We start from the raw sequence: 25,057 nt of genomic DNA, 5'->3' as shown, positions 1-25,057 counted from the left end.
CCGCATCCGCCTCCGCCCCGCACCACCCCGTCCCCGAGGAGATCCGACCGTGAGCACCCTCACCAAGTCCGAGGCCGGCACCCCGGCCGCTGCGGGCGAGGCCTTCCTCTCCGTCCGCGACCTGCGGGTCCGCTTCCGGACCGAGGACGGCATCGTCAAGGCCGTCAACGAGCTGAACTTCGACCTGGCGGCCGGCAAGACCCTCGGCATCGTCGGCGAGTCCGGCTCCGGCAAGTCGGTCTCCAACCTCGCGGTGATGGGCCTGCACAACCCGCGCAACACCACCATCGAGGGCTCCATCAAGCTGGAGGGCCAGGAGCTCCTGACCGCCTCCCAGCGCGAGCTGGAGAAGCTGCGCGGCAACAAGATGGCGATGATCTTCCAGGACTCGCTGGCCGCGCTCTCGCCGTACTACACGATCGGCCGGCAGATCGCCGAGCCGTTCATGAAGCACACCGGCGCGAACAAGCGCGAGGGCCGCGCGCGGGCGATCGAGATGCTGGCCAAGGTCGGCATCCCGCAGCCCGACAAGCGCGTGGACAGCTACCCGCACGAGTTCTCCGGCGGCATGCGCCAGCGCGCGATGATCGCCATGGCCCTGGTCTGCAGCCCCAAGCTGCTGATCGCGGACGAGCCGACCACCGCGCTCGACGTGACCGTGCAGGCCCAGATCGTCGACCTGCTGAAGGAGCTCCAGGAGGAGTCCGGCACGTCGATCATCTTCATCACCCACGACCTCGGCGTGATCCGCGAGATCGCCGACGACGTGCTGGTGATGTACGCGGGCCGGGCGGTCGAGCGCGGCACCATGCGGCAGATCCTGAAGACCCCCCAGCACCCGTACGGCTGGGGCCTGCTGAGCTCCATCCCGCGGATCAACGCGGCGGTGGACGTGCCGCTGCGGCCGATCCCGGGTTCGCCGCCCTCGCTGCTGAACCCGCCGTCCGGCTGCGCCTTCAACCCGCGCTGCGAGTTCCGCTCCCAGGTCCCCGGCGACCGGTGCACCACCGAGCGGCCCGGCCTGGACGCCGTCGACGACTCCGGTCACCTGTCGGCGTGCCACCTCACCCTCGCGCAGAAGCAGTCCATCCTCACCGAGCAGATCCTGCCCCGGCTGAGCAGCTGAGTCCGGATTCTCGGTTCAAGGAGCGAACAACCATGAGTGCAGAGCAGATCGTCAGCGACAAGGCCCCCGGACCGGTGGCCACCGGCACCCCGCTGCTGGAGGTGTCCGGGCTCACGAAGCACTTCCCGGTGATGGGCGGCTTCCCGTTCAAGCGCCAGGTCGGCGCGGTGCAGGCGGTCGACGACGTCAGCTTCACCGTGCACGCGGGCGAGAGCCTGGGCCTGGTCGGCGAGTCGGGCTGCGGCAAGTCGACCACCGGCCGCCTGGTGACCCGGCTGTACGAGCCCACCGCGGGCTCGATCAAGTACCTGGGCCAGGACATCTCGCACGCCTCCCGCAAGGAGCTGGCGCCGGTGCGGTCCGAGATCCAGATGATCTTCCAGGACCCGTACTCCTCGCTGAACCCGCGGCACACCGTCGGCACGATCATCACGGGCCCGATGGAGATCAACAACATCAACCCGCCGCAGGGCCGCGAGGCCCGGGTCAAGGAACTGTTGGAGATCGTCGGCCTCAACCCGGAGCACTACAACCGCTTCCCGCACGAGTTCTCCGGCGGCCAGCGCCAGCGCATCGGCGTCGCCCGCGCGCTCGCGCTGAACCCGAAGCTGATCGTCGCCGACGAGCCGGTCTCCGCGCTCGACGTGTCGATCCAGGCCCAGGTGGTCAACCTGCTGCAGAAGCTGCAGAAGGAGCTCGGCATCGCGTTCGTGTTCATCGCGCACGACCTGTCGATCGTCCGGCACTTCTCGCAGCGCGTCGCGGTGATGTACCTCGGCAAGATCGTCGAGATCGCCGACCGCGAGTCGCTGTACGACCGGCCCCGGCACCCGTACACCCACGCGCTGCTGTCGGCGGCGCCGGACGCCGACCCGGACAACGTGTCCACCGAGCGCATCCGGCTGACCGGTGACGTCCCGTCGCCGCTCAACCCGCCGTCGGGCTGCCGCTTCCGCACCCGTTGCTGGAAGGCGCAGGAGAAGTGTGCGGTGGAGGAGCCGCCGCTGATCCAGCTCTCCGGCAGCGCGGACGGCCACCTGACCGCGTGCCACTTCCCCGAAGGGGGCACCGGGCACAGCCCGGAGGACGGCGCCGCCGCGGCCGTTCCGGAGCAGCGCGCCGAGGTCTGAGCCCCCGTCGCGTCGAAGGGCCCCCGCCGATCCGTTCGGCGGGGGCCCTTTCCGTGCGCGGGGCGGGGCTAGACCTCGCGCTCGCCGGCGAAGTGGCAGGCCGAGTCGTGCCGGGCCCGCCCCTCCAGCCAGTCCCGGACGGTCAGCGCCGGGTCCTCCCGGGCGCACTTCTCCTGCGCCTTCCAGCAGCGGGTGCGGAAGCGGCACCCGGACGGCGGGTTGGCCGGCGAGGGCACGTCGCCGGTCAGCACGATCCGGTCCCGCCGCTCCCGCGCGGTCGGGTCCGGCACCGGCACGGCGGAGAGCAGCGCCTGGGTGTACGGGTGGGTGGCATGGTCGTAGATCTCCAGGTCGCTGCCGATCTCGACCATCCGCCCGAGGTACATCACGCCGACCCGGTCCGAGATGTGACGGACGATCGAGAGGTCGTGCGCGATGAACATGTACGACAGGTTGAACTCGCCCTGGAGCTGCTCCAGCAGGTTGATCACCTGGGCCTGCACCGACACGTCGAGCGCGGAGACCGGCTCGTCGCAGATGATCACCTCGGGCTTGAGCGCCAGGCCGCGGGCGATGCCGATGCGCTGGCGCTGGCCGCCGGAGAACTGGTGCGGGTACCGGTTGATGTACTCCGGGTTCAGGCCCACCACGTCCAGCAGGTCCTGGACGGCCTTGCGGCGGTCGCCCTTCGGGGCCACCTCGGGGTGGATCTCGAACGGCTCGCCGATGATGTCGCCGACCGTCATGCGCGGGTTCAGCGAGGTGTACGGGTCCTGGAACACCATCTGGATGTTGCGGCGGACCGCCTTGAGCGCGGCGCCGGACAGGTGCGAGATCTCCTCGCCCTTGTACTTCACCGAGCCGGCGGTGGCCGGTTCCAGGTTCATCAGCACCTTGGCGAGCGTCGACTTGCCGCAGCCGGACTCGCCGACGATGCCGAGGGTCTCGCCCTGCATCAGGTCGAAGGACACCCCGTCGACGGCCTTGACCGCGCCGACCTGCTTCTTGAACAGCACGCCCCTGGTCAGCGGGAAGTGCTTCTTCAGGTCGCGCACTTCGAGGATGGGCTCGCCGCGCGGCACGTCCTGGGCGAACGCGACCTCCTCGGGAGTGGTCGCCCCGAGCGGGGTGGCACCGTTAACCGTCATGGAGGGTCTCCTTCCAGAAGAAGCAGGCGCTGCCCCGCCCGGCCAGCGGCGTCCCGTCGTCCTCGGTCACGTCGAACAGCGCCGGCACCTCCTGCCGGCAGATGTCCTGCGCCCGCGGGCAGCGCGGGTTGAACGCGCAGCCCGGCGGGATCCGCAGCAGGTTCGGCGGCAGTCCCTTGATCGCGAAGAGCTCCTGGCCCTTCTGGTCGAGCCGCGGGATGGAGTCCAGCAGCCCCCGGGTGTACGGGTGGGCGGGCCGCGCGTACAGCTCGTGCACCGGCGCGGTCTCGACGATCCGGCCCGCGTACATCACGGCGATCTTGTCGGCCACGTCGGCGACCACGCCGAGGTCGTGGGTGATCAGGATCAGGCCCATGTGGTACTCGGCCTGCAGGTCCGCCAGCAGGTCCATCACCTGGGCCTGCACCGTGACGTCCAGGGCGGTGGTCGGCTCGTCGGCGATGATCAGGTCCGGTTCCAGCGCCAGCGCCATCGCGATCATGATGCGCTGGCGCATGCCGCCGGAGAACTGGTGCGGGTAGTCGCCGACCCGCTGGGCGGCGGCCGGGATCCGCACCCGGTCCATCAGCTCGACGGCTTTGGCCTTGGCGTCCTTGCGGCTGGTGCCGCGGTGGGCCCGGTACATCTCGCCGAGCTGGTAGCCCACCGGGAGCACCGGGTTGAGCGAGGACAGCGCGTCCTGGAAGATCATCGCAATCTTCTGGCCGCGGATCTTCCGGCGCTCCTCCTTGGACATCTTCAGCATGTCCCGGCCCCGGAACAGCAGCTCCCCCTTGGGGATGCTGGCCGGCGGCATGTCCAGGATGCCCATGATGGCCTGCGCGGTGACGGACTTGCCGGAGCCGGACTCGCCCAGCACGGCCAGCGTCTCGCCCGCGGCGACCGAGTAGCTGACGCCGTTGACGGCCCGGGCCACGCCCTCCCGGGTCTTGAACTCGACGTGCAGGTCCCTCACGTCCAGCAGCGGCCCGGTGTAGGGCTCCTCGCGGGTCGTACCGGCCTGGTCGGCGGCGGTGCTCATCTGCCTGCTCCCCTCGCTCAGCGCAGCTTCGGATCGAGGGCGTCACGCACCGCGTCGCCCAGCATGATGAAGGCCAGCACGGTGACCGAGAGCGCGGCGGCCGGGAAGAACAGCACGAACGGCGCCTGCCGGATCACCTTCTGCGCGGACGAGATGTCCACGCCCCAGGAGATCGTCGGGTCCTGCAGACCGATGCCGAGGAAGCTCAGCGTGGCCTCCGCGGTGATGTAGCCGCCGAGCGCGATGGTGGCCACCACGATCACCGGGGCCAGCGCGTTCGGCAGGATGTGACGGAACATCAGCCGCCCGGTGCCGGCGCCCAGCGCCCGCCCGGCCACCACGTAGTCGGACTGCTTGACGGTGATCACCGAGCCGCGCATGACGCGGGCCAGCTGGGTCCAGCCGAGGAAGGACAGCGCGATCACCACGGACCACACGTTGCGGAACGCGAAGGCGTTCAGCAGCACCAGGGCGCCGAGCAGCAGCGGGATGCCGAAGAAGATGTCGGTGATCCGCGACAGCAGCGCGTCCGGCCAGCCGCCGAAGTAGCCGGCCACCATGCCGGTCAGGCCGCCCACCAGGGTCACCGCCAGGGTGACGCAGATGCCGACCGTGATCGAGGCCCGCGCGCCGTAGATCAGCCGGGCGTAGACCGAGCGCCCCTGCCCGTCGTAGCCGAACCAGCCGGCCCCGAAGAAGTCGGTGTAGTCGGGCTTGCGCAGGTAGTCCTTGCTCAGGTTGGCGGCCCGCGGGTTGGCGTCGGTGAACAGCCCGGGGAAGATCGCCATCAGCAGCAGGAGGATGATCAGCAGCAGCGAGATCAGGAAGATCGGCCGCCGCCGCAGGTCCCGCCAGGCGTCGCCCCAGAGGCTGCGCGCCTGCTCCCGCTTGACCACGTCCGGTTCGATTAACGTGTCCTGCTCGACCGCCATCCCCTGCTGGCCGACGTAGTCCAGGTGGTCGCTGTCGGTCGGCTGGAGGTTCCGCAGCGGGTCGTTGTGGTCGGGGATGTCCTCGTTGCGCTCAGGCATAGCGGATCCTCGGGTCCAGGACGGCGTAGAGCAGGTCGACGACCAGGCTGGCGACCAGGTACACGATCACCAGCACGGTGACGATCCCGACCACCGTCGGGCCTTCCTTCTGGTTGATCGCCTTGTAGAGCACGTTGCCGACGCCGGCGATGTTGAAGATGCCCTCGGTGACGATCGCGCCGCCCATCAGCGCGCCGAGGTCGGTGCCGAGGAAGGTCACCACCGGGATCAGCGAGTTGCGCAGCAGGTGCCGCCCGATGACGGTCCGCCGCGGCAGGCCCTTGGCGGTCGCGGTGCGCATGTAGTCGGCGCGCAGGTTCTCGCCGATCGAGGTGCGGGTGAGCCGGGCCACGTACGCCAGCGACAGGGACGCCAGCACCAGGCCCGGCAGGATCAACTGGGTGATGTCCGTGGAGTCCTGCACGGTGGCCGTCACCCAGCCCAGATTGATCGCGAAGATCGTCTGTGCCAGGTTGCCGAGCACGAACACCGGGATCGAGATCACCACCAGGGTCAGCACCAGCACCAGGGTGTCGGCGATGCTGCCCCGCTTGAGGCCGGCGATCAGGCCGAGCGGCAGGCCGATGAAGATCTCGAAGAAGAACGCCACCAGGGCCAGCCGGATGGTGACCGGGAAGGCGTCGGCCATGATCTCGGAGACCGGGCGCCCGGTGAAGCTGGTGCCGAAGTCCAGCTGGAAGATGTTGCCCATGTAGTGCAGGTACTGCTTCCACAGCGGCTGGTCGAGGTAGTACTTGTGCCGCAGGTTGGCCACCGTCGCCGGGTCGGCGGCCTTGTCGCCGAACATCGCCGCGATCGGGTCGCCCGGCAGCGTGTACACCATGAGGAAGATCAGCAGCGTGGCCCCGAAGAACACCGGGATCATCTGGAGCACGCGCCGAAGGACGTAGTGGCCCATGGGAGCCCTCCTTCCGAAGGGTTGACGTAGTGCCGGAGCCCCGCCCTCCGTGCGGGGAGGACGGGGCCGGCGTCGGGTGGGGTCAGCCCTTGACCTCGACCTGGGTCCAGGCCGGGTTGCCGAAGGAGTCGAACGTGACGTTCTGCACGTTGGTGGAGAAGCCCGAGTTGGTCCGGTAGTACCAGAGCGGGATGGCCGGCATGTCGATCGCCAGCTGCGCCTCGGCCTGCTGGTAACCGGTCGCGGTGTCCTGGATGGACGGCGCCTGGTCGGCCTGGGTGGAGAGCTTGTCGAACTCCGGGCTGGAGTAGCCGGTGTCGTTGGAGGCCGCGCCGGTGCGGTACACGTCCGCCAGGAAGTTGGCGTTCAGCGGGTAGTCCTGCACCCAGCCGGTGCGGAACATGCCGTCGATCTGGTGCCCGGTGATCGCCGCGCGGGCGGTCTTGAAGTCGGTCTTCGGGTCACCGGTGCAGTTCACCCCGGTGGCCTGCCGGACCGAGTTGCAGACCGCGTCGACCCACTCCTTGTGGCCGCCGTCGGCGTTGTAGGTGATCTTGACCGCGTTGCCGGGGACGCCGCCGCCCTGCTGGATCAGCTGCTTCGCCTGGTCCGGGTTGTAGTTGCAGAAGTCCCCGCAGGTACCGGCCTTGTAGCCCTCGACGCCCTCGGCGACCCAGGCGCTGGCCGGCTTGCGCGAGCCCTGCAGCACCGTGGTGGTGATGGTGTTGCGGTCGATCGCCATCGACAGGCCCTGCCGGACCTTGGCCTTGTCCTGGCCGGACCAGTCGGCCTGGTACAGCGTGAAGCCGACGTTCTGGATGGCGCCCTGCGGGGCGTCGATCGCCCGGTCGCCGAGGTCGTTCTTGTAGTTCGCCAGCGCCGACGGCGGCACCTGGTCCATCACGTCCAGGTTGTTGGACTGCAGGTCCGCGTAGGCCGCCTCGGCGGTGGTGTACATCTTGAAGATCACACCACCGTTCTTCGGCTTGTCCACGCCCTGGTAGTTCGCGAAGGTCTTGGTGACCACCTGCGAGTTGTGGTCCCAGCTGACGAACTGGTACGGCCCGTTGCCGACCGGCTTCTGGCCGTAGCCCGCCGGGTCCTTGAAGAACCCCTCCGGAAGCGGCGAGAAGGCCACGTACCCCAGCTTGTACGGGAAGTACGAGACCTTGTTGTAGAGCTTGATGGTGAAGTGCGTGTCGTCCTGGACGGTCAGGCCGGACATCTTGTCCGTGGTCGCCGCGCCGCTGTCCGGGTGGACGTCCTTGTAGCCCTGGATGTCGCCGAACCAGGAGCTGTTGATCTGGTTGTTGCCGGTGTTCGCGGCCCAGTTCCAGGCGTTCACGAAGCTGCTCGCTGTCACCGGCGTGCCGTCGTGGAAGGTCCAGCCCGACTTCAGCGTCACGTTGAAGGTCTGCGAGTCGCTGGTGTCGATCGAGTCCGCGACCTGCATCCGCAGCTTGCCGTTGCTCGGGTCGTAGTCGGCCAGCCCCTTGAACAGGTTCTGCACGATGCGCCCACCGCCGGTCTCGTTGGCGTTGGCCGGCTGCAGCGGGTTCTGCGGCTCGCTGCTCTGGTAGCTGAAGGTCTTGCTGGCGTCGGACGAGCCGCCGCCGGAGCCGTTGCCGCTACTGCCACATCCCGTGGCGACCAGGGCCACGGACGTCGCACTGACAACGGCCCAGCGCACGCGGGTGCCTGCAGGCATGGAGCTTCCTCCTCAGGGGTGTATGACGCATCTCACCTCATGAGAAGGGCCCAGCAGTTGCGGCGCGACCGCAGTAGGGCCGGACGGGGGAGCGGAACCGCGGCCGGACGGAACAGCAGGGGCGCGGCCGGGAAGGTCTCCCGGTCGCGCCCCTGTTGACTGGCCGTCAGACCTACGCGGCGGCGGCCGTGTCCCGCTCGGCCGCGAAGTGGCAGGCCGACCGGTGCTTGGCGCCGCCGGACAGGATCTCCGGGACGGCGAGCAGCGGCAGCTCGATGGAGCAGCGCTCCTCGGCCTTCCAGCAGCGGGTGCGGAAGCGGCACCCGGACGGCGGGTTGGCCGGCGAGGGGATGTCCCCGGAGAGGATGATCCGCTCGCGGGTCTCCCGGTCCGTCGGGTCCGGCACCGGCACCGCGGAGAGCAGCGCCTGGGTGTACGGGTGGGTGGCGTGGTCGTAGATCTCCAGGTCGGTGCCGATCTCGACCATCCGCCCGAGGTACATCACGCCGACCCGGTCCGAGATGTGACGGACGATCGAGAGGTCGTGCGCGATGAACATGTAGGAGAGCTCGAACTCCGTCTGGAGCTGCTCCAGCAGGTTGATCACCTGGGCCTGCACGGACACGTCGAGCGCGGAGACCGGCTCGTCGCAGATGATCACCTCGGGCTTGAGCGCCAGGCCGCGGGCGATGCCGATGCGCTGGCGCTGGCCGCCGGAGAACTGGTGCGGGTACCGGTTGATGTACTCCGGGTTCAGGCCCACCACGTCCAGCAGGTCCTGGACGGCCTTGCGGCGGTCGCCCTTGGGGGCCACCTCGGGGTGGATCTCGAACGGCTCGCCGATGATGTCGCCGACCGTCATGCGCGGGTTCAGCGAGGTGTACGGGTCCTGGAACACCATCTGGATGTTGCGGCGGACCGCCTTGAGCGCGGCGCCGGACAGCCGGGAGATGTCCTCGCCCTTGTAGAGGACCTGGCCCGCGGTCGCGCGCTCCAGGTTCATCAGCACCTTGGCGAGCGTCGACTTGCCGCAGCCCGACTCGCCGACGATGCCGAGGGTCTCGCCCTTGGCCAGCGTGAAGGAGATGCCGTCGACGGCCTTGACCGCGCCGACCTGCTTCTTGAAGAGGACGCCCTGGGTGAGCGGGTAGTGCTTGACCAGGTCGCGGACCTCCAGGATGGGCTCAGCCATGGAGGGTCTCCTTCCAGAGGTGGCAGGCGCTCTTGCGCCCGGCGAGCTCCGCGCCGTCCCGGTCGGTGACCTGGTGCAGGACGGGGACCTCGGTGCGGCACAGGTCGGTGGCCACGTCGCAGCGCGGGTTGAACGCGCAGCCGGCCGGGACCTTGTAGAGGTTGGGCGGCAGGCCCTTGATCGCGTACAGCTCCTCGCCCTTCTGGTCCAGTCGCGGGATCGACCGGAGCAGGCCCTTGGTGTAGGGGTGGGCGGGCTTGGCGTACAGGTCGTGGACGGGGGCGGTCTCGACGATCCGGCCCGCGTACATCACGGCGATCTTGTCCGCGACGTCGGCGACCACGCCGAGGTCGTGGGTGATCAGGATCAGGCCCATGTGGTACTCGGCCTGCAGCTCGGCGAGCAGGTCCATCACCTGGGCCTGGACGGTGACGTCCAGGGCGGTGGTGGGCTCGTCGGCGATGATCAGGTCGGGCTGCAGCGCCATCGCCATGGCGATCATGATGCGCTGGCGCATGCCGCCGGAGAACTGGTGCGGGTAGTCGTCGACGCGCTGGGCGGCGGCGGGGATGCGCACCCGGTCCATCAGCTCGACGGCCTTGGCCCTGGCCTCCTTCTTGGAGGCGCCCTCGTGCGCCCGGAACATCTCGCCGAGCTGGTAGCCGACGGACAGCACCGGGTTGAGCGAGGACAGCGCGTCCTGGAAGATCATCGCGATCTTGCGGCCGCGGATCCTCCGGCGCTCCTCGCCGGACATCTTGAGCATGTCCTGGCCGCGGAACAGGATCTCGCCGTTGGTGACCCGGCCGGGCGGCATGTCCAGGATGCCCATGATGGTCTGCGCGGTGACGGACTTGCCGGAGCCGGACTCGCCCAGCACGGCCAGCGTCTCGCCGGCCGCGACCGAGTAGTTGACGCCGTTGACGGCCTTGGCGACGCCGTCCCGGGTCTTGAACTCGACGTGCAGGTCGCGGACTTCGAGCAGCGGGGTGCCGGGGACCAGGCGGTCCTGGGCGGCAGTGGTCTTCTGCAGTGCGGTGGTCATGATGCGGTCCGCCTCTCTCAACGCAGCTTCGGGTCGAGGGCGTCGCGCACCGCGTCGCCGAGCATGATGAAGGCCAGCACCGTGACGCTGAGCATGCCCGCCGGGAAGAACAGCGCGAACGGCGCGGTGCGGATGACCTTCTGGGCCGAGTTGATGTCGATGCCCCAGGAGATCGTCGGGTCCTGCAGGCCGATGCCGAGGAAGCTCAGCGTGGCCTCGGTGGCGATGTAGCCGCCGAGGGCGATGGTGGCGACCACGATCACCGGGGCGATCGCGTTCGGCAGGATGTGCTTGAACATGATCCGGCCGGTGCCGGCGCCGAGCGCCTTGGCGGCCGTCACGTAGTCGGACTGCTTGACGGTGATCACCGAGCCGCGCATGACGCGGGTCATCTGGGTCCAGCCGAGGGCGACCAGGGCGAAGACCACCGACCACACGGTGCGGACCGAGAAGGCGTTCAGCACGACCAGCGCGCCGAGCAGCAGCGGGATGCCGAAGAACATGTCGGTGACGCGGGAGATGATCGTGTCGACCCAGCCGCCGTAGTAGCCGGCCACCATGCCCATCAGACCGCCGACGACCGTGACGCCGGCGGTGACGCAGATGCCGACGACCACCGAGGCGCGGGCGCCGTAGATCATCCGGGCGTAGATCGAGCGGCCCTGGCCGTCGTAGCCGAACCAGTCCGCCTGGAAGAAGTGCAGGTAGTTCGGCTTGCTCAGGTAGTGGTGGCGCAGGTCGCCGGCCCGCGGGTCCACCGAGGTGAACAGGCTGGGGGCGATCGCGAACAGGATCAGCAGCACGATGAGCGCCGCCGAGAGCAGGAAGACCGGGCGCTTGCGCAGGTCGTGCCAGGCGTCCAGGCCGAGGCTGCGGGGCTTCTCCGGCTTCGGCTCGGCGGCGCCCCGCTGAGCGGGGATCGCGGCGTTCTTCTCGATCAGGTCAGGCATACCGGATCCTCGGGTCCAGGACCGCGTAGAGCAGGTCGACGAGCAGGCTGGCGACCAGGTAGACCAGCACCAGCACGACGACGAAACCGGAGACGGTCGCGCCCTCGTTGAGGTTGATGGCGTGGTACAGCGCGTTGCCGACGCCCTTGACGTTGAAGATGCCCTCGGTGACGATCGCGCCGCCCATCAGGGCGCCGAGGTCGGTGCCCAGGAAGGTCACCACCGGGATCATCGAGTTGCGCAGCAGGTGGGTGCCGATCACCTTGCGCCTGGGCAGGCCCTTGGCGACGGCGGTGCGCATGTAGTCGGCCTTCAGGTTCTCCGCGATGGAGGTCCGGGTGAGGCGGGCGACGTACGCGAGCGAGATCGAGCCGAGCACGATGGCGGGCAGCACCAGCTGGCCCAGGTTCATCGAGTCCTGGACGGTCGGGGTGATCCAGCCGAGCTGGATCGCGAACACGTTCTGGAAGATGAAGCCGAGCACCGGGACCGGGATGGAGATCAGCAGCAGCGTCAGGACCAGGGAGCCCTTGTCGAAGGCCTTGCCGCGGCGCAGGCCGGCGAACAGGCCGATCGCGACACCGACGACCAGCTCGAAGACGAAGGCCAGCAGCGCCAGTCGGACGGTGACCGGGAGGGCCTCGCCGATGACGTCGATGACCTTGCGGCCGGCCAGGGTCTCGCCGAAGTTCCCGGTGAACAGGTCCCCCATGTAGTGGAGGTACTGCTGCCACTTGGACAGGTCGAGTCCCCGGTCGTGCTTGAACGCGGCGAGCTGGGCCGGGTCGGCGGCCTTGTCGCCCCACATCGCGGCCGCGGGGTCGCCGGGCAGCATGCGGGTCATGAAGAAGATGATCGTGACCGTGCCCAGGAACACCGGGATCATCTGGAGCAGCCGCCTCGCGACAAAACGCCCCATCGTGCCTCCAATTGACTGCTCTGACGGGCTGTCATCCCGGTGTCAGAGTCCGGACGTGACAACGGCCGGTGCCGGTCCGCCCTGTTTGGGCGGGGAAAGGCACCGGCCGTGTCGGTTCAGGCCGTGCGGTGCCGGCCTGGATTACTTCTGCTTGACCTCGACCTGGGTGAAGACCGGGTCACCGAAGGAGTCGTACTTCACGTTCTGCACGTTCTTCGAGTAACCGGCGGTGGTCTTGTAGTACCAGAGCGGGATGGCCGGCATGTCCTTGGCCAGCTGGGCCTCGGCCTGCTGGTACAGCTCGGCGGTCTTCTCCACGGTGGTGGCCTTGTCCGCCTCGGCGGCCAGCTTGTCGAACTCGGGGCTCGAGTAGCCGGCGTCGTTGGCCGCGGCGCCGGTGCCGTAGACGTCACGCAGGAAGTTGGCGTTCAGCGGGTAGTCCTGCACCCAGCCGGTGCGCATCAGACCGTCGACCTTCTTGTTCTTGATCAGGTCGCGCGAGGTCTTGAAGTCCGGCTTGGCGTCGCCGGTGCACTCGACACCGGTGGCCTGGCGGATGGAGTTGCAGACCGCGTCCACCCACTCCTTGTGGCCGCCGTCGGCGTTGTACAGGACGGTGATCTTGTTGCCCGGGACGCCGCCACCCTCGGTGACCAGCTGCTTGGCCTTCTCCGGGTTGTAGGTGCAGGCCTCGCCGCAGGTGTTGTCCTTGTAGCCCATGGCGCCCGGGGCGACCCAGGAGTTGGCGGGCTGGCGGGAGCCGTTGAGCACCGTCTTGGTGATGGTGTCGCGGTCGATCGCCATGGACAGGCCCTGACGGACCTTGGCCAGGTTCTCCGGCTTCCAGTCGGCGGCGTACAGCGAGAACGAGATCGACTGGATCGCGCCCTGGGCCTGGTCGACGGCGCGGTCGCCCAGGTCGTTCTTGTAGGAGGCGAGGTCGCTCGGGTCGACCTGGTCCAGCACGTCCAGGTTGTCGGAGACCAGGTCCTTGTAGGCGGCCTCGGCCTGCGAGTAGTTCTTGAAGACGATGCCGGCGTTCTTCGGCTTGTCGATGCCCGCGTACTTGTCGTACGCCGCGACGGTGACCGCCTTGTTGTGCTCCCACGAGACGAACTTGTAGGCGCCGTTGCCGATCGGGGCCTGGCCGTACTTCGCCGGGTCGGTGAAGAACACCTTCGGCAGCGGCGAGAAGGCCGTGTAGCCGAGCTTGTACTCGAAGTACGACACCGGGCCGTTGAGGGCGATGGTGAAGTGGGTGTCGTCGACGACCTTCAGACCGGACATGGTCTCGGCCTTCGGGTCGCCCGCGTCCGGGTGGACGTCGGTGTAGCCCTGGATGTCGGAGAACCAGTCGGAGTTGATCTGGTTGTTCTTGACGTTGGCCGACCAGTTCCACGCGTCCACGAAGGACGCGGCGGTCACCGGGGTGCCGTCGTGGAAGGTCCAGCCCGACTTCAGGGTGACGGTGTAGTTCTGCGCGTCGTTGGTCTCGATCTTCTCGGCGACCTGGTTGCGCAGCTGACCGTTGCTGGGGTCGTAGTCGACCAGACCCTTGAACAGGGACTTGATGATGCGACCGCCACCGACCTCCATGGCGTTGGCCGGCTGGAGCGGGTTCTGCGGCTCGCTGCTCTGGTAGCTGAAAACGCCCTGAGCGTTGACCGCGTCGCCGCCGCCCGAGCTGCCGCCGGAGGAGTTGCTGCTGCCGCAAGCGGTAGCTGCGAGGGCGACCGCAACGGCTGCGACAACCCACTTGGCCTGGCTGGCACCGCGCATGGGTGTGCCTCCTGAAATCGTGTTACAGATCGCTCGCGGCCTGGCGCGCACCCCTGCGCAGGAGCCTCGACCCGAGCTCGACTGCACCCACTATCGGTCACCCACGGATACGGAATTGACCAATACGGATTTCGATTTGGTCACATGAACGGTGCATGAATCCCGAGAAACGGACATTCAAGACATAGCCAGACAGGGGCGAAACGGACAGTTGTCACGCATGACGATCCGTGACGTCCGATTAACGAACGGCGTGCCCTTCCAGCTCAACTACGGAGTGTCACCAAAAAGCCGACCGGCCGGCGTCCGTGAGGACGCCGGCCGGTCGGCCGAGCAGCGTGGGTCAGCCCTTCTTGGCCCGCGAGGCCGTGCGGCCGCGGTCCTTGGCGTCCAGGACGACCTTGCGGATGCGCACGGTCTCCGGGGTCACCTCGATGCACTCGTCCTCGCGGCAGAACTCCAGCGACTGCTCCAGCGAGAGCTTGCGCGGCGGCACGATGGACTCGGCCACGTCTGCGTTCGAGGAACGCATGTTGGTGAGCTTCTTCTCCTTGGTGATGTTCACGTCCATGTCGTCGGCCCGCGAGTTCTCGCCGACGATCATGCCCTCGTACACCTCGGTGCCCGGGTCGATGAACAGCACGCCGCGCTCCTGCAGGTTGGTCATCGCGAAGGCGGTGACCACGCCGGAGCGGTCGGCGACCAGCGAACCGTTGTTACGGGTCGTCAGGTTGCCGAACCACGGCTCGTAGCCCTCGTGGATCGAGTGCGCGATGCCGGTGCCGCGGGTGCCGGTGAGGAACTCGGTACGGAAGCCGATCAGGCCGCGGGACGGCACCACGAACTCCATCCGGACCCAGCCCGAGCCGTGGTTGGACATGTTGTCCATCCGGCCCTTGCGGACGCCCATGAGCTGCGTGACGGCGCCCATGTGCTCCTCGGGCACGTCCACGGTGAGGCGCTCGACCGGCTCGTGGGTCTTGCCGTTGACCTCGCGGGTGACCACCTGCGGCTTGCCGACGGTCAGCTCGAAGCCCTCGCGGCGCATGGTCTCGATCAGGATGGCCAGCGCCAGCTCACCGCGGCCCTGCACCTCCCAGGCGTCCGGGCGCTCGGTGTCCAGCACGCGCAGCGAGACGTTGCCGATCAGCTCGCGGTCCAGGCGGTCCTTCACCTGACGGGCGGTCACCTTGCGGTCCACCTTGGCGCCGGACTTGGCGTCCGCGCCCTTGCCGGAGCCGCCCTTGCCGACCAGCGGCGAGGTGTTGGTGCCGATGGTCATCGAGATGGCCGGCTCGTCCACCGTGATCAGCGGCAGCGCGATCGGGTTCTCGGGGTCGGCCAGGGTCTCGCCGATCATGATGTCGCCGATGCCGGCGACGGCGCAGATGTCACCGGGGCCGGCCACCTCGGCCGGCTTGCGGGTGAGCGCCTCGGTCATCAGCAGCTCGGAGATCCGGACGTTCTGGACCGAGCCGTCCCGCTTGATCCAGGCCACCGTCTGGCCCTTGCGCAGCTCGCCCTGCTCGACCCGGAGCAGCGCGATGCGGCCGAGGAAGTTGTCGGCGTCCAGGTTGGTGACGTGCGCCTGCAGCGGGGCGTTCTCGTCGTAGGTCGGGGCCGGGACGTGCTCCAGGATGGTGGAGAAGAACGGCTCCAGGTTGTCGGAGTCGGCCGGCACGGTGCCGTTCTCCGGCTTGGTCAGCGAGGCCACGCCGTCGCGGGCGCAGGCGAAGACGATCGGGAACTCGATCTGGTCCTCGTCCGCGTCCAGGTCCAGGAACAGGTCGTAGGTCTCGTTGATGACCTCGTCGATCCGGGCGTCCGGACGGTCGGTCTTGTTGATGCACAGGATGACGGGCAGCCGCGCGGTGAGCGCCTTGCGCAGCACGAAGCGGGTCTGCGGCAGCGGGCCCTCGGAGGCGTCGACCAGCAGGACGACGGCGTCCACCATCGACAGGCCGCGCTCGACCTCACCGCCGAAGTCGGCGTGGCCGGGGGTGTCGATGATGTTGATGGTGATCGGCGCGCCACCGTCCTTGGGGTGGTACTTGACCGCGGTGTTCTTCGCGAGAATGGTGATGCCCTTCTCGCGCTCCAGGTCGTTCGAGTCCATCATCCGGTCGTCGAGGTGCTGGTGGGCGGCGAAGGCACCGGCCTGCTTCAGCATGGCGTCGACCAGAGTGGTTTTGCCGTGGTCGACGTGGGCGACGATGGCGACGTTACGAATGTCGTTGCGCGTGGGCATGCGGCGCTGATTCTCCCGGAATCGTGGGTCACGGTGCCCGGCCCGCGTCAGCATTCACCGGTCCACCCACCGGGCACGGCACATGCCTCGGCTTCTTCCCATCGTACGGGGAAGGCCCCAATGGAGCCGAAACGGGCGGCCGCGGGGCGGTGGAGATCACAAGTGGGTATCCCTCCTTCCCGTACGCACCGAGGACCGGGAGGCTACGGCGGTGAAGAAGAAGACCCGCCTCCTGCTGTTCCTCGCGGTGTTCGCCGGGGCGTTCCTGCTGCAGCCGCTGCTGTCCCGGGTGACGGTGCCGCCGCTGCACCTCGGCCTGCTCGCGTCCCTCGGCGGGGCCGTCGCCGGCAACCTGCTGACCCAGCTCGGGCTGGCCGTGTTCGCCCGCCCCGCCGGCCTGGTCCCGACCCTGTACGCGGTCGGCTCCGGCCGCCGGGCCCGCACGGTGCGGCTCGGCCGGTGCCCGCTGGTGCTGCGCTCCGTGCCGCTGCCGTTCCTCGCCGGCGGCTACCAGCTCACCCCCGGGCCGCGGTGGCGGGCCTGGGCGGGCGTGACGGCCGCGTACCTGCCGGTGGTGGTACTGGGCGGCTGGCTGCTGGCGGCGACCACGGGCGCCTGGCAGCTGTTCGGCCTGGTGCTGATGGCCGCCCTGGCGGACCTGGCCGTCCAGGCCGCCTTCCCGGGCTGCCCGGGCTGGGTGGTGCTGCGGATGCCCGCGGCCTCCCCCGCGGCGCTGGCCGAGGTGTACGCGACCCCGGGGCAGATCGCGGCCGCCCGGGCGCTGGAGGGCGGACGGATCGCCGAGGCGGCCGCCGCGCTGGCCGCCGCGCCGGAGACCGGCACCCTGGCCGACGAGGTGGCCCGGGTGCGGCTGCTGCTGGCGACCGGCGAGTGGGACGCCGCCCTGGAGCGGGCCGGGCGGATCACCGTCGCCGCGCCGATGGCCCGGGTCGGCTGGCTCGCCGACCTGGCGCGCGCCGAGGCGCTGGTGTGCGCCGCCGACGCGGGGGTGCTGCCGCCCGCCGAGTACCTGCCGCGGCTGGCGGCGGCGCTCGACGCGGTCGGCGACCGGCGGCCGGGCGCGGCGGCGCGGGCCGACCTGCGCCGGCTGCGCGGGGACCGGGAGGAGGCGGTGAAGTGCGCCGCCCCGGCCGCCCGGCGGACCGTGGACGCGTGGGGCACGGCGAACGCCGAGTGCGCGCTGGCGGCCGCACTGCTGGCCGCCGGCCGCCCCGAGGAGGCCCGCCGGGCCCTGGCCCGGGCCCGCGGGGTGCTGCCCGGCCTGGCCCGGATCGCCCTGGTGGAACGCCGGGCCGCGGCCGTGGTGCTGGACTAGGGCGGCCCTAGAGCGCCAGCTCGAACCAGACGATCTTGCCCTTGGGGGTGCGGCGGCTGCCCCAGCGTTCGGCCAGCAGGGAGACGAGCTGCAGGCCGCGGCCGCCCTCGTCGGTCTCCTGGGCGCGGCGCTGGCGCGGCTGGGCGTAGGCGTCGTCCCACACCTCGCAGACCATGGTGCGGTCACGCAGCAGGCGCAGCCGGATCTCGCCGCGGCCGTGCCGGAGCGCGTTGGTGACCAGTTCGCTGACCAGCAGCTCGGAGGTGTCGACCAGTTCGTCCAGCCCGCGCTCCAGCAGCCAGCCGCAGGCGGCCTCGCGGGCCTTGGCGACCGAGGTCGGCTCGGACGGGAAGCGCCAGTCGCCGACCGAACCCTTGGGCAGGGCCTGGACCTTGGCCATCAGCAGGGCGATGTCGTCCTCGCCGTGGTGCGGGTTGAGCTCGTCCAGCACCTGGTCGCAGAGCTCCTCCAGCCGGTCGGAGCCGTTGGTGAGCGAGGTGCGGAAGGCCTTCAGTCCCTCGTCCAGCTGGTGCTTGCGGGACTCCACCAGGCCGTCGGTGTACAGGCCGAGGACGGCGCCCTCGGGGAGGTCGACGGTGACCTCCTCGAACGGCTCGCCGCCGACGCCCAGCGGCAGGCCGGGCGGCACGTCGAGCATCCGGGCGGCCTCGCCGGGCGCCAGCAGCACCGGCGGGAGGTGGCCGGCGTTGGCGAAGGTGCAGCGCTGCTTGACCGCGTCGTAGACCGCGTACACGCAGGTGGCGAGGTACAGCTCGGCGCCGGACTCGGCCCAGTCGTCGTTGCCCAGGCCGCGGGCGATCTCGTCCAGGGCGGAGAGCACGTCCGCCGGGTCGACGTCGAGCATCGCCAAGGTGCGCACCGCGGTGCGCAGTTGGCCCATCGCGACGGCGGCGCGCAGGCCGCGGCCCATCACGTCGCCGATCACCAGGGCGGTGCGGCTGCCGGGCAGCGGGATGACGTCGAACCAGTCGCCGCCGACCTCGGTGTTGTTGTTGCTGGGCAGGTAGCGGCGGGCGATCTCCAGGCCGGAGGCGGCCGGGTTGCCCGGGGGCAGCAGGCTGCGCTGCAGGATCAGCGCCCGCTCGTGCTCGCGGCGGTACAGCCGGGCGTTGTCCACGCAGACCGCGGCGCGGGCCACCAGCTCCTCGGCGATCGCCACCTCGCGGGCGTCGAACGGCTCGCTGCCGATCGCCCGGGACAGCTGCACCAGGCCGAGCACCTGGTCGCGGGCGACCAGCGGCACCACCAGGGTGGAGCGCAGCAGCGGGTCGGGGCCGGGCTGCGGGACGACGCTGCGGCCGGTGCGCAGCGCCCGGGCGTGCGGGGAGCGCGGCGGGTAGCAGAGCGTGCCGCCGGCCTCGGCGACCTGGACGCCGCCGCGCTCGCTGCCGAGCACGGACGGGGCGTTGCCGACCACGCTGGACACCGCGACCCGGCGCAGTTCGCCGCTCTCCGGGTGGGCGCCCTGCGGGGTGGAGTCGCCGGTGAGCAGCACGCTGTACAGGTCGACGGTGGCGACGTCGCAGAACTGCGGGACGATCACGTCCAGCAGTTCCTTGGCGGTGGTCTCCAGGTCGAGGGTGGAGCCGATGTGGGTGGACGCCTCGTTCAGCAGGGCCAGGTTGCGGCGCACCCCGGCGGCCTCGCGTTCGGCGATGTGGCGGCTGGTGACGTCCTGGACCTGGCCGGCCACGCCGATCGGGCGGCCCCCGGAGGCGGTCAGCCGGTACAGCGACACCGCCCAGGTGCGCTGTTCCTCGTCCCGCGCCGAGGTGCCGCGGTCGGTGCGGACCGGGCCGGTCAGCCGCAGGTCGAGGACCGGCTCCTGGCCGGTGAGGACCTTGCGCAGGGAGAGCAGCAGGCGGTCCGCGTCGGCGGGGCGGAACACGTCGCCGGGGGCCAGGCCCTGCAGGGCGGCCGGGCTGCGGCCGACGCTTGCCGCGAAGGCGGCGTTGACCCGCTGCAGCTTGAGGTCGCAGTCGAACAGGAAGAAGCCGGTGGGCGTCTGGCCGATCACCGCCTCGGAGGCGGCCAGGTCGGTCTCGATGGCGCGCAGCCGGCCGAGGTCGACGGCCAGGCAGGTGGCGGAGCCGTCGGCGCTGGCGGGCATTGCGTAGACCTCGGCGAGGCTCTCGGCGCCCGAGAGGTCCCGGTACGGGGCGGTGCCGACCCACTCCTCGCCGGCCAGAATGCGCTCCAGCCGGGCCCGCCCGCGCTGCCACAGCTCGCGCGGGATGAACGCGGTGATCGGGTCCGCGCCGACCGCCTCGGCGGCGGGCACGCCGAAGAACTCGGCGGCCCGGTCGCTCCACTGCGCGATCCGCCCGTCGGGGCCGATCGCGAAGGTCGCGACCCGGATGTAGTCGTAGATGGTGCCCGACGAGCCCGGTCCCCAGCCGGCCGGCAGCGAGGCGGGGACCGTCGGGGCACCCGGCTGCTCCGGCACCGCGGCGTAGCCGCTGCTGCCGTGCGTCGCGTTCCGTGCCGGGAAGCTGTTCAACGGACCGACCCCTCCAACCCGCGCGCCCATCCGGTGTCGAGAAGACCGAGTATTCGATGTCCGAGTATTCATCATTTGGGCGCGAGCGCACACGCCCTTCAACGTCACAACATCGACTCGGGTAGTTGAACCTCCGAGTTTGCCAGCTCGAACCAGACGACCTTGCCCAGCCCCTCCGCCCTGGTGCCCCAGCGCAGCGCCAGCCGGCGGACCAGTTCCAGGCCGCGGCCGCCCTCGTCGCCGGCGCCCGCGTGGCGCTCCCGGGGCGGGTCGGGCAGCGGGTCGGAGATCTCCACCAGCAGCACGTCGCCGAGGGTCAGCCGGACCCCGATCGGGGCGCTGGCGTACCGGACGGCGTTCGTGACCAGTTCGCTGACCAGCAGTTCGGCGGTGTCGGTGAACTCCTCGACGCCCCAGTCGGCGAGCGTGCCGCGGACCAGCCGGCGGGCCCGGGAGACCGCGGTCGGCTCGGCGGGCAGCGTCCACCCGGCGGTGGGCACGTCGGCCCGGCCGCGGCCGAGGCGGGCCAGCAGCAGCGCCACGTCGTCGGGCTCGCGGCCCTGCTCCATGGTGTCGAGGACGGCCTCGCACGCCTGCTGGATCGAGGCGTACGGCTGTTCGAGCACGCTGACCAACCTCCCGAGTCCGACGTCCAGGTCCTTGTCCCGGGACTCCACCAGCCCGTCGGTGCACAGGGCGAGCAGGCTGCCGTCCGGGATCTCCATCTCGATCGACTCGAACGGCACCCCGCCGACGCCGAGCGGCGCACCGGAGGGCAGGTCGAGCACCTGGCCGGCGCCGCCGGGCAGCGGGCCGCCGGAGCGGGCCGGCTCGGCGTCGGCGCCGGGCACCACCAGGACCGGCGGGATGTGGCCGGCCTTGGTGACGGTCAGGCTGCGCCGGGCGGGGTCGAACACCGCGTAGACGCAGGTGGCGAGCAGCGCCTCGTCGGGGCCCTGGGCGAGGTCGTCGGCGAGCTCGTGGACGTGCCGCAGCACCACCTCGGGCGCCAGGTCGAGCGCGGCCAGCACCCGCACGGCGGTGCGCAGCCGGCCCATCGTGGCGGCGGCCCGCAGGCCGTGGCCCATCACGTCGCCGACCACCAGCGCGGTGCGGTCGCCGGGCAGCGGGATGACGTCGAACCAGTCCCCGCCGACCTCGGTGCCGCTGGAGCCGGGCACGTACCGGTAGGCGACCTCGACGCCGGTGGGCTGCGGGACCTGCTGCGGCAGCAGGGTGCGCTGCAGGGTGAGCGCGGCGGTGCGCTCGCGGGCGTACAGCCGGGCGTTGTCCAGCGAGCTGCCGGCCCGGTCGGCGAGTTCGACGGTGAAGGCCAGGTCGTCGCGGTCGAAGCCCTCGCGGTAGCCGGCCCGGCTGACCACCAGCAGGCCGATCACGATGCCGCGGGCCCGCAGCGGCACCACCAGCCGGGAGTGCACGCCGAGTTCGCGGGCGGCCTCGACCTTGGGGTCGCCCGCGAAGGACAGCTCCTCGGGCTCGGCGCCGCCGGCCAGCATCTCGGGGACGCCGCTGCGCAGCACCCGCCCGAACACCGAGTCCTCGTCGAAGGTGATCCGGGCGCCGTGCCGCAGCATGGTCTCCACCGCCGGGCTGTCCTGGATCGCCGCGACGCCCAGCTGCAGCAGCGAGGTCCGCCGGTCGTGGCCGTGCCGCGGCAGGTCGTCGCCGTGCGCGACGGCCTGCAGCAGGATCACCCCCGCGTAGTCGGCCAGCCGCGGGACGACGGCGCCCGCCAGCTCCTGGGCGATCATCGAGGCGTCCAGCAGGTCGCCGACCCGGGAGCCGAACTCGTTCAGCAGCGACAGCCGGCGGCGGGCCCCCTCGACCTTGGCCACCGCCCGGTAGCGCTCGGTGACGTCCATGACGGTGCCGGAGATGCCGAGCACCCGGCCGGCCCGGTCGGTCATCCGGCTGTAGGAGATCGACCGGTAGCCGGAGCGGGCGGTGGACGGCGAGGCCAGCGTGACGTCGATGACCGGCTCGCCGGTGGCCAGCACCTGGCGCTGGATGGCGGTGATCTCGTCGGCGGAGCGCTCCGGCAGGGTCTCGCCGGTGGTGCGGCCGACGTGCGCCTCCGGCGGCACCCCGTTCATCTCGGCGAGGGTGCTGTTGACGGCGGTGTAGCGCAGGTCGGTGTCCAGCACGGCGATGCCCAGCGGCGACTGCTCGAACAGCGCGTCGCGGACCGCGAGGTCGCGCTCCACGGCGCGCAGCGCGGCGGCCTCGGTCAGCGCGGCCTGCACGTACGGGGCGCCGTCGCCGTCCACCAGCAGCGACAGCCGGGCCTCCACCTCGACGGGCAGGCCGTCCCGGTCGGCGATCTCCGCGAACCCGTGCCAGGAGCCGCGGCGCAGCGTCTCCTTGATCGCCGCCCTGGTCCGCTGGACCTGGTCCTGGTCGGCGATCAGCTCGTCGATGGCGCGGCCGACCAGCACCTCGCTGGGCCAGCCGAGCATCTCCTCGGCGGCGGGGCTCCACAGCACCACCCGGCCCGAGGTGTCCAGGATGACGATCGCCACCCGCACCACGTCGAACAGGCTGCCGCCCTCGGTCCGGCGGCTGGGGTGCAGGGCGGTGGGCGCCGCGTCGTCGCGGGCGCCGGGGTGCGGCGCGCCGACGTCCCCGGGGCTGCCGGGGAAGGCCCGGACGGGGCGGCCGCGGGCCGGGACGGGGGCGCTCGCGCCCTCGACGGTCGGCGAGTCGGGGGCGCCCGGGCGGCCTCCGTTGTCCGGCCGGGCCGGCTGTCCGGGGCCGGGCGGCCCGTCCGGGTGGGGTTCGGCGGCGTGGCCGGCGGTCGGCGCGCTGCCCGGCAGCGGGCCGGTGTGCGCGGCGCGGGCGACCCGCTCGGCCTGGTTCCGGGCGCGGCCGCGCAGCCGGGCGCGGGCGGCGGCTCCGCCGGCCTTCCCGCCGCCTATGGGCAGCGCGGGGCCGCGAAGGCGCCGCGATCCTCCCCCGGCCCCGAGGGGGGCTGGGGGGCGCCCCCGTCCGGGCAGGCCGGACGCCTCGCGCTCTCCCCCGCCGTCACCCGGCTTCGCCACGTACGGGGCCTCCGGCCGTCGCTGGAACGCCCCCCGACCGGTCGTCGGGGCGCGGGCCGTCGCCACGCGGTGCAGCCAGGGGCTCACCGATCGTGACGAATGCTGCCGAACACTGCCATACCCAGGGAATCGTGCCGCTATCCCGGCATACGGGTCGTCTGTCCGATTGGCGTACAGATCGGACACCGGTGCCGCAGGGCGGGGTCGTTCCGGTCGGCCGGCCGGGCTACTTCAACAGGCCGTCGCGGTGGAGGTCGTCGAAGAGGATCTGGTCGACCGGCGGGACCCGGTCGCGGTCGGCGTAGCCGAACCACTCGACCTCCTCGATCTCGCTGCTGGCGGCGAGGGTGCCGGTGTACTCGGCGGTGTAGCAGGCCATCCGGACCACCGCGCCGTCCGGGTGGCCGTGCGCCTGGGCGTGGTAGGTGCCGACGTGGGCGACGGTGTCGGGGCGGATGGCGACGGTGAGCTCCTCGGCGACCTCGCGGGCGAGGGTCTGCAGGTCGCTCTCGTCGCCCTCGCGCTTGCCGCCGGGGATGTAGAACACGTCCTTGCCGCGGGGGCGGGCGCACAGGATGCGACCGCCCTCGGTCCGGACCCATGCCACCGTGTCGATCAGGATTGCCATTGCCGCCCTTGCGCGCCCGGGTACCGGACCGGCGTCTGCGCGGCCCGCCGGTCCGACCCTATGCCAGTGGCGGGGGCGGGCCGGGCGCGGTGGATCGGCCGGGGAAGGGCTCGGCGGGGTCGGTGGGGAGCTCGGGCTCGACCCAGTACAGCTGCTTGTGGCCGCGGGCCTCGAACTCGGCGGCCAGCGCCTCCGCTTCGGCCCGGCCCAGGCCGCGGGCCAGCAGGAAGCGGTTGCCGTTGTCGTCCTGGCGCATCACCCGGTGGGGTCCGCCCGGGTCGTCGGAGTTCCGCATGACGCACACGGTAGCGGTCCGGCCCGGTGGGGGGCAGGCCGGACCGCTCGCCGTAGCGCAGAGGCTAGGCGGCAAGTGCTACCGGGCGGTACGCGGCCGGTCAACGACTCGTTAACGCGGGGGCGTGCCCAACTAGCTTACGCGAACCAGGAGTTCGCCGTGCAGTACGGCGAACCAGGAGTCCGGGCGGGCGGCCCAGCGGGGCCAGCCGGCGGCGATCCGCTCCAGGTCGGCGGGGGTGGCCAGGCCCTCGGCCAGGGCGGTGGCGGCGGTGTTGGAGCGCACCGTCCGCTCGGCCCAGCTCTCCGACCACCAGGCGCGTTCGGCGTCGGTGGCGTACGTCCAGGTGCCGGAGGACGGGACCAGCTCGCCGGCCTCGGCCAGCCCGGCGGCCCGCGCCCAGGACAGCAGCCGGCGGCCGGCGTCGGGTTCGCCGCCGCTGGTCCGGGCGACCGCCCGGTACAGCGCCAACCACTCGTCCAGCTCCGGAACTTCGGGGTACCAGGTCATGGCGGCGTAGTCGGCGTCGCGGACCGCGATCACCCCGCCGGGAGCGGTCACCCGGCGCATCTCGCGCAGCGCGGCCACCGGATCGGCCAGGTGCTGCAGCACCTGGTGGGCGTGCACCACGTCGAACGAGGCGTCCGGGTAGGGCAGTCGGTACACGTCGGCGGTCTCGAAGGACAGGTTGTCCAGGCCCCGCTCGGCAGCCAGCGCGGCGGCCTGGCCCAGCACTTCGGCGGAGGGGTCGATGCCGGTGACCCGGCCGTCCGGGCCGACCAGCCCGGCCAGGTCCGCGGTGATCGTGCCGGGCCCGCAGCCGACGTCCAGGACCCGCTGCCCAGGCCGCAGTTCGCCCAGCAGGTAGCCCGCGGAGTTGGCGGCGGTGCGGGTCCGGTGCGAGCGCAGGACGGCGGCGTGGTGCCCGTGGGTGTAACCGGCCATGGTGGTTCCCCTCTTCCTCGAAGGCGACCCCTCCAG

19 protein-coding genes are annotated in these 25,057 nt (G+C 71.1%); 3 read left to right on the top strand and 16 right to left on the bottom strand.

Annotation, left to right across the window (positions count from 1 at the left end):
* Nucleotides 1-49 precede the first annotated feature (49 nt).
* Nucleotides 50-1,126 carry an ABC transporter ATP-binding protein gene (locus tag BX266_RS21550; RefSeq protein ID WP_099902227.1) on the top strand — a complete coding sequence of 359 codons (1,077 nt, stop codon included), beginning with the start codon at nucleotides 50-52 and terminating at the stop codon, nucleotides 1,124-1,126.
* Nucleotides 1,127-1,158: 32 nt separating this feature from the next.
* Nucleotides 1,159-2,256 carry an ABC transporter ATP-binding protein gene (locus BX266_RS21545; RefSeq protein ID WP_099902225.1) on the top strand — a complete coding sequence of 366 codons (1,098 nt, stop codon included), beginning with the start codon at nucleotides 1,159-1,161 and terminating at the stop codon, nucleotides 2,254-2,256.
* Nucleotides 2,257-2,324: 68 nt separating this feature from the next.
* On the opposite strand, the gene BX266_RS21540 is transcribed toward BX266_RS21545, so the two are convergent.
* The 11 genes from BX266_RS21540 to typA all read right to left on the bottom strand — a co-directional run bounded on the left by BX266_RS21540 (nucleotide 2,325) and on the right by typA (nucleotide 16,237).
* Nucleotides 2,325-3,404 carry an ABC transporter ATP-binding protein gene (locus tag BX266_RS21540; RefSeq protein ID WP_099902223.1) on the bottom strand — a complete coding sequence of 360 codons (1,080 nt, stop codon included), beginning with the start codon at nucleotides 3,402-3,404 and terminating at the stop codon, nucleotides 2,325-2,327.
* Nucleotides 3,394-4,446, bottom strand: a complete 1,053-nt coding sequence (locus BX266_RS21535; protein WP_099902221.1) for an ABC transporter ATP-binding protein — start codon at nucleotides 4,444-4,446, stop codon at nucleotides 3,394-3,396. Before BX266_RS21535 ends, BX266_RS21540 begins: the two co-directional genes overlap by 11 nt.
* A 17-nt stretch (nucleotides 4,447-4,463) precedes the next feature.
* Nucleotides 4,464-5,378: an ABC transporter permease gene (locus BX266_RS21530; protein ID WP_259465133.1), complete on the bottom strand. Its 915-nt coding sequence runs from the start codon at nucleotides 5,376-5,378 to the stop codon at nucleotides 4,464-4,466.
* A 91-nt stretch (nucleotides 5,379-5,469) separates the two neighbouring features.
* Complete coding sequence (locus tag BX266_RS21525) at nucleotides 5,470-6,396, bottom strand: ABC transporter permease (RefSeq protein ID WP_099902218.1); 927 nt, start codon at nucleotides 6,394-6,396, stop codon at nucleotides 5,470-5,472.
* A gap of 82 nt (nucleotides 6,397-6,478) precedes the next feature.
* The gene (locus tag BX266_RS21520) at nucleotides 6,479-8,104 is read right to left on the bottom strand and encodes an ABC transporter substrate-binding protein (protein ID WP_099902216.1); all 1,626 of its coding nucleotides are present in this window, start codon (nucleotides 8,102-8,104) and stop codon (nucleotides 6,479-6,481) included.
* 172 nt (nucleotides 8,105-8,276) lie between these two features.
* Nucleotides 8,277-9,296 (bottom strand): ABC transporter ATP-binding protein, encoded by a 1,020-nt coding sequence (locus BX266_RS21515; protein ID WP_099902215.1) that lies wholly within the window; start codon nucleotides 9,294-9,296, stop codon nucleotides 8,277-8,279.
* A complete protein-coding gene (locus tag BX266_RS21510) occupies nucleotides 9,289-10,341 on the bottom strand; it encodes an ABC transporter ATP-binding protein (protein WP_099902213.1) in 1,053 nt (350 codons plus the stop codon). Before BX266_RS21510 ends, BX266_RS21515 begins: the two co-directional genes overlap by 8 nt.
* A gap of 17 nt (nucleotides 10,342-10,358) precedes the next feature.
* Nucleotides 10,359-11,291, bottom strand: coding sequence for an ABC transporter permease (locus BX266_RS21505; RefSeq protein WP_099902211.1), 933 nt, complete (start codon nucleotides 11,289-11,291; stop codon nucleotides 10,359-10,361).
* Nucleotides 11,284-12,210, bottom strand: a complete 927-nt coding sequence (locus BX266_RS21500) for an ABC transporter permease (RefSeq protein ID WP_099902209.1) — start codon at nucleotides 12,208-12,210, stop codon at nucleotides 11,284-11,286. The genes BX266_RS21505 and BX266_RS21500 overlap by 8 nt, the downstream gene beginning before the upstream one ends.
* A 141-nt stretch (nucleotides 12,211-12,351) precedes the next feature.
* Nucleotides 12,352-13,989 (bottom strand): ABC transporter substrate-binding protein, encoded by a 1,638-nt coding sequence (locus BX266_RS21495; RefSeq protein WP_099902208.1) that lies wholly within the window; start codon nucleotides 13,987-13,989, stop codon nucleotides 12,352-12,354.
* Nucleotides 13,990-14,332: 343 nt separating this feature from the next.
* Nucleotides 14,333-16,237, bottom strand: a complete 1,905-nt coding sequence (typA, locus tag BX266_RS21490; RefSeq protein ID WP_099902206.1) for a translational GTPase TypA — start codon at nucleotides 16,235-16,237, stop codon at nucleotides 14,333-14,335.
* 211 nt (nucleotides 16,238-16,448) lie between these two features.
* On the opposite strand from typA, the gene BX266_RS21485 reads away from it, so the two are divergent.
* Nucleotides 16,449-17,573, top strand: a complete 1,125-nt coding sequence (locus BX266_RS21485) for a hypothetical protein (protein WP_099902204.1) — start codon at nucleotides 16,449-16,451, stop codon at nucleotides 17,571-17,573.
* A gap of 7 nt (nucleotides 17,574-17,580) precedes the next feature.
* Here the strand turns inward: BX266_RS21485 and BX266_RS21480 are convergent, their stop codons facing one another.
* From BX266_RS21480 to BX266_RS21460, 5 genes are all read right to left on the bottom strand, one after another.
* Complete coding sequence (locus tag BX266_RS21480) at nucleotides 17,581-20,124, bottom strand: SpoIIE family protein phosphatase (RefSeq protein ID WP_399170144.1); 2,544 nt, start codon at nucleotides 20,122-20,124, stop codon at nucleotides 17,581-17,583.
* 74 nt (nucleotides 20,125-20,198) lie between these two features.
* Nucleotides 20,199-23,153 (bottom strand): SpoIIE family protein phosphatase, encoded by a 2,955-nt coding sequence (locus tag BX266_RS21475; RefSeq protein ID WP_099902202.1) that lies wholly within the window; start codon nucleotides 23,151-23,153, stop codon nucleotides 20,199-20,201.
* Between the two features lie 226 nt (nucleotides 23,154-23,379).
* Nucleotides 23,380-23,781, bottom strand: a complete 402-nt coding sequence (locus BX266_RS21470) for an NUDIX domain-containing protein (protein WP_099902200.1) — start codon at nucleotides 23,779-23,781, stop codon at nucleotides 23,380-23,382.
* Nucleotides 23,782-23,839: 58 nt separating this feature from the next.
* Nucleotides 23,840-24,076 (bottom strand): hypothetical protein, encoded by a 237-nt coding sequence (locus tag BX266_RS21465; protein ID WP_099902198.1) that lies wholly within the window; start codon nucleotides 24,074-24,076, stop codon nucleotides 23,840-23,842.
* A gap of 132 nt (nucleotides 24,077-24,208) precedes the next feature.
* Nucleotides 24,209-25,021: a methyltransferase domain-containing protein gene (locus BX266_RS21460; RefSeq protein ID WP_099902196.1), complete on the bottom strand. Its 813-nt coding sequence runs from the start codon at nucleotides 25,019-25,021 to the stop codon at nucleotides 24,209-24,211.
* Nucleotides 25,022-25,057: the final 36 nt, after the last annotated feature.

This window comes from Streptomyces sp. TLI_171 (genome assembly GCF_003610255.1).
Classification (GTDB): domain Bacteria; phylum Actinomycetota; class Actinomycetes; order Streptomycetales; family Streptomycetaceae; genus Kitasatospora.
The sequence above is the reverse complement of the archived record's forward strand: the minus strand, read 5'-3'. Positions and strand labels throughout refer to the sequence as shown.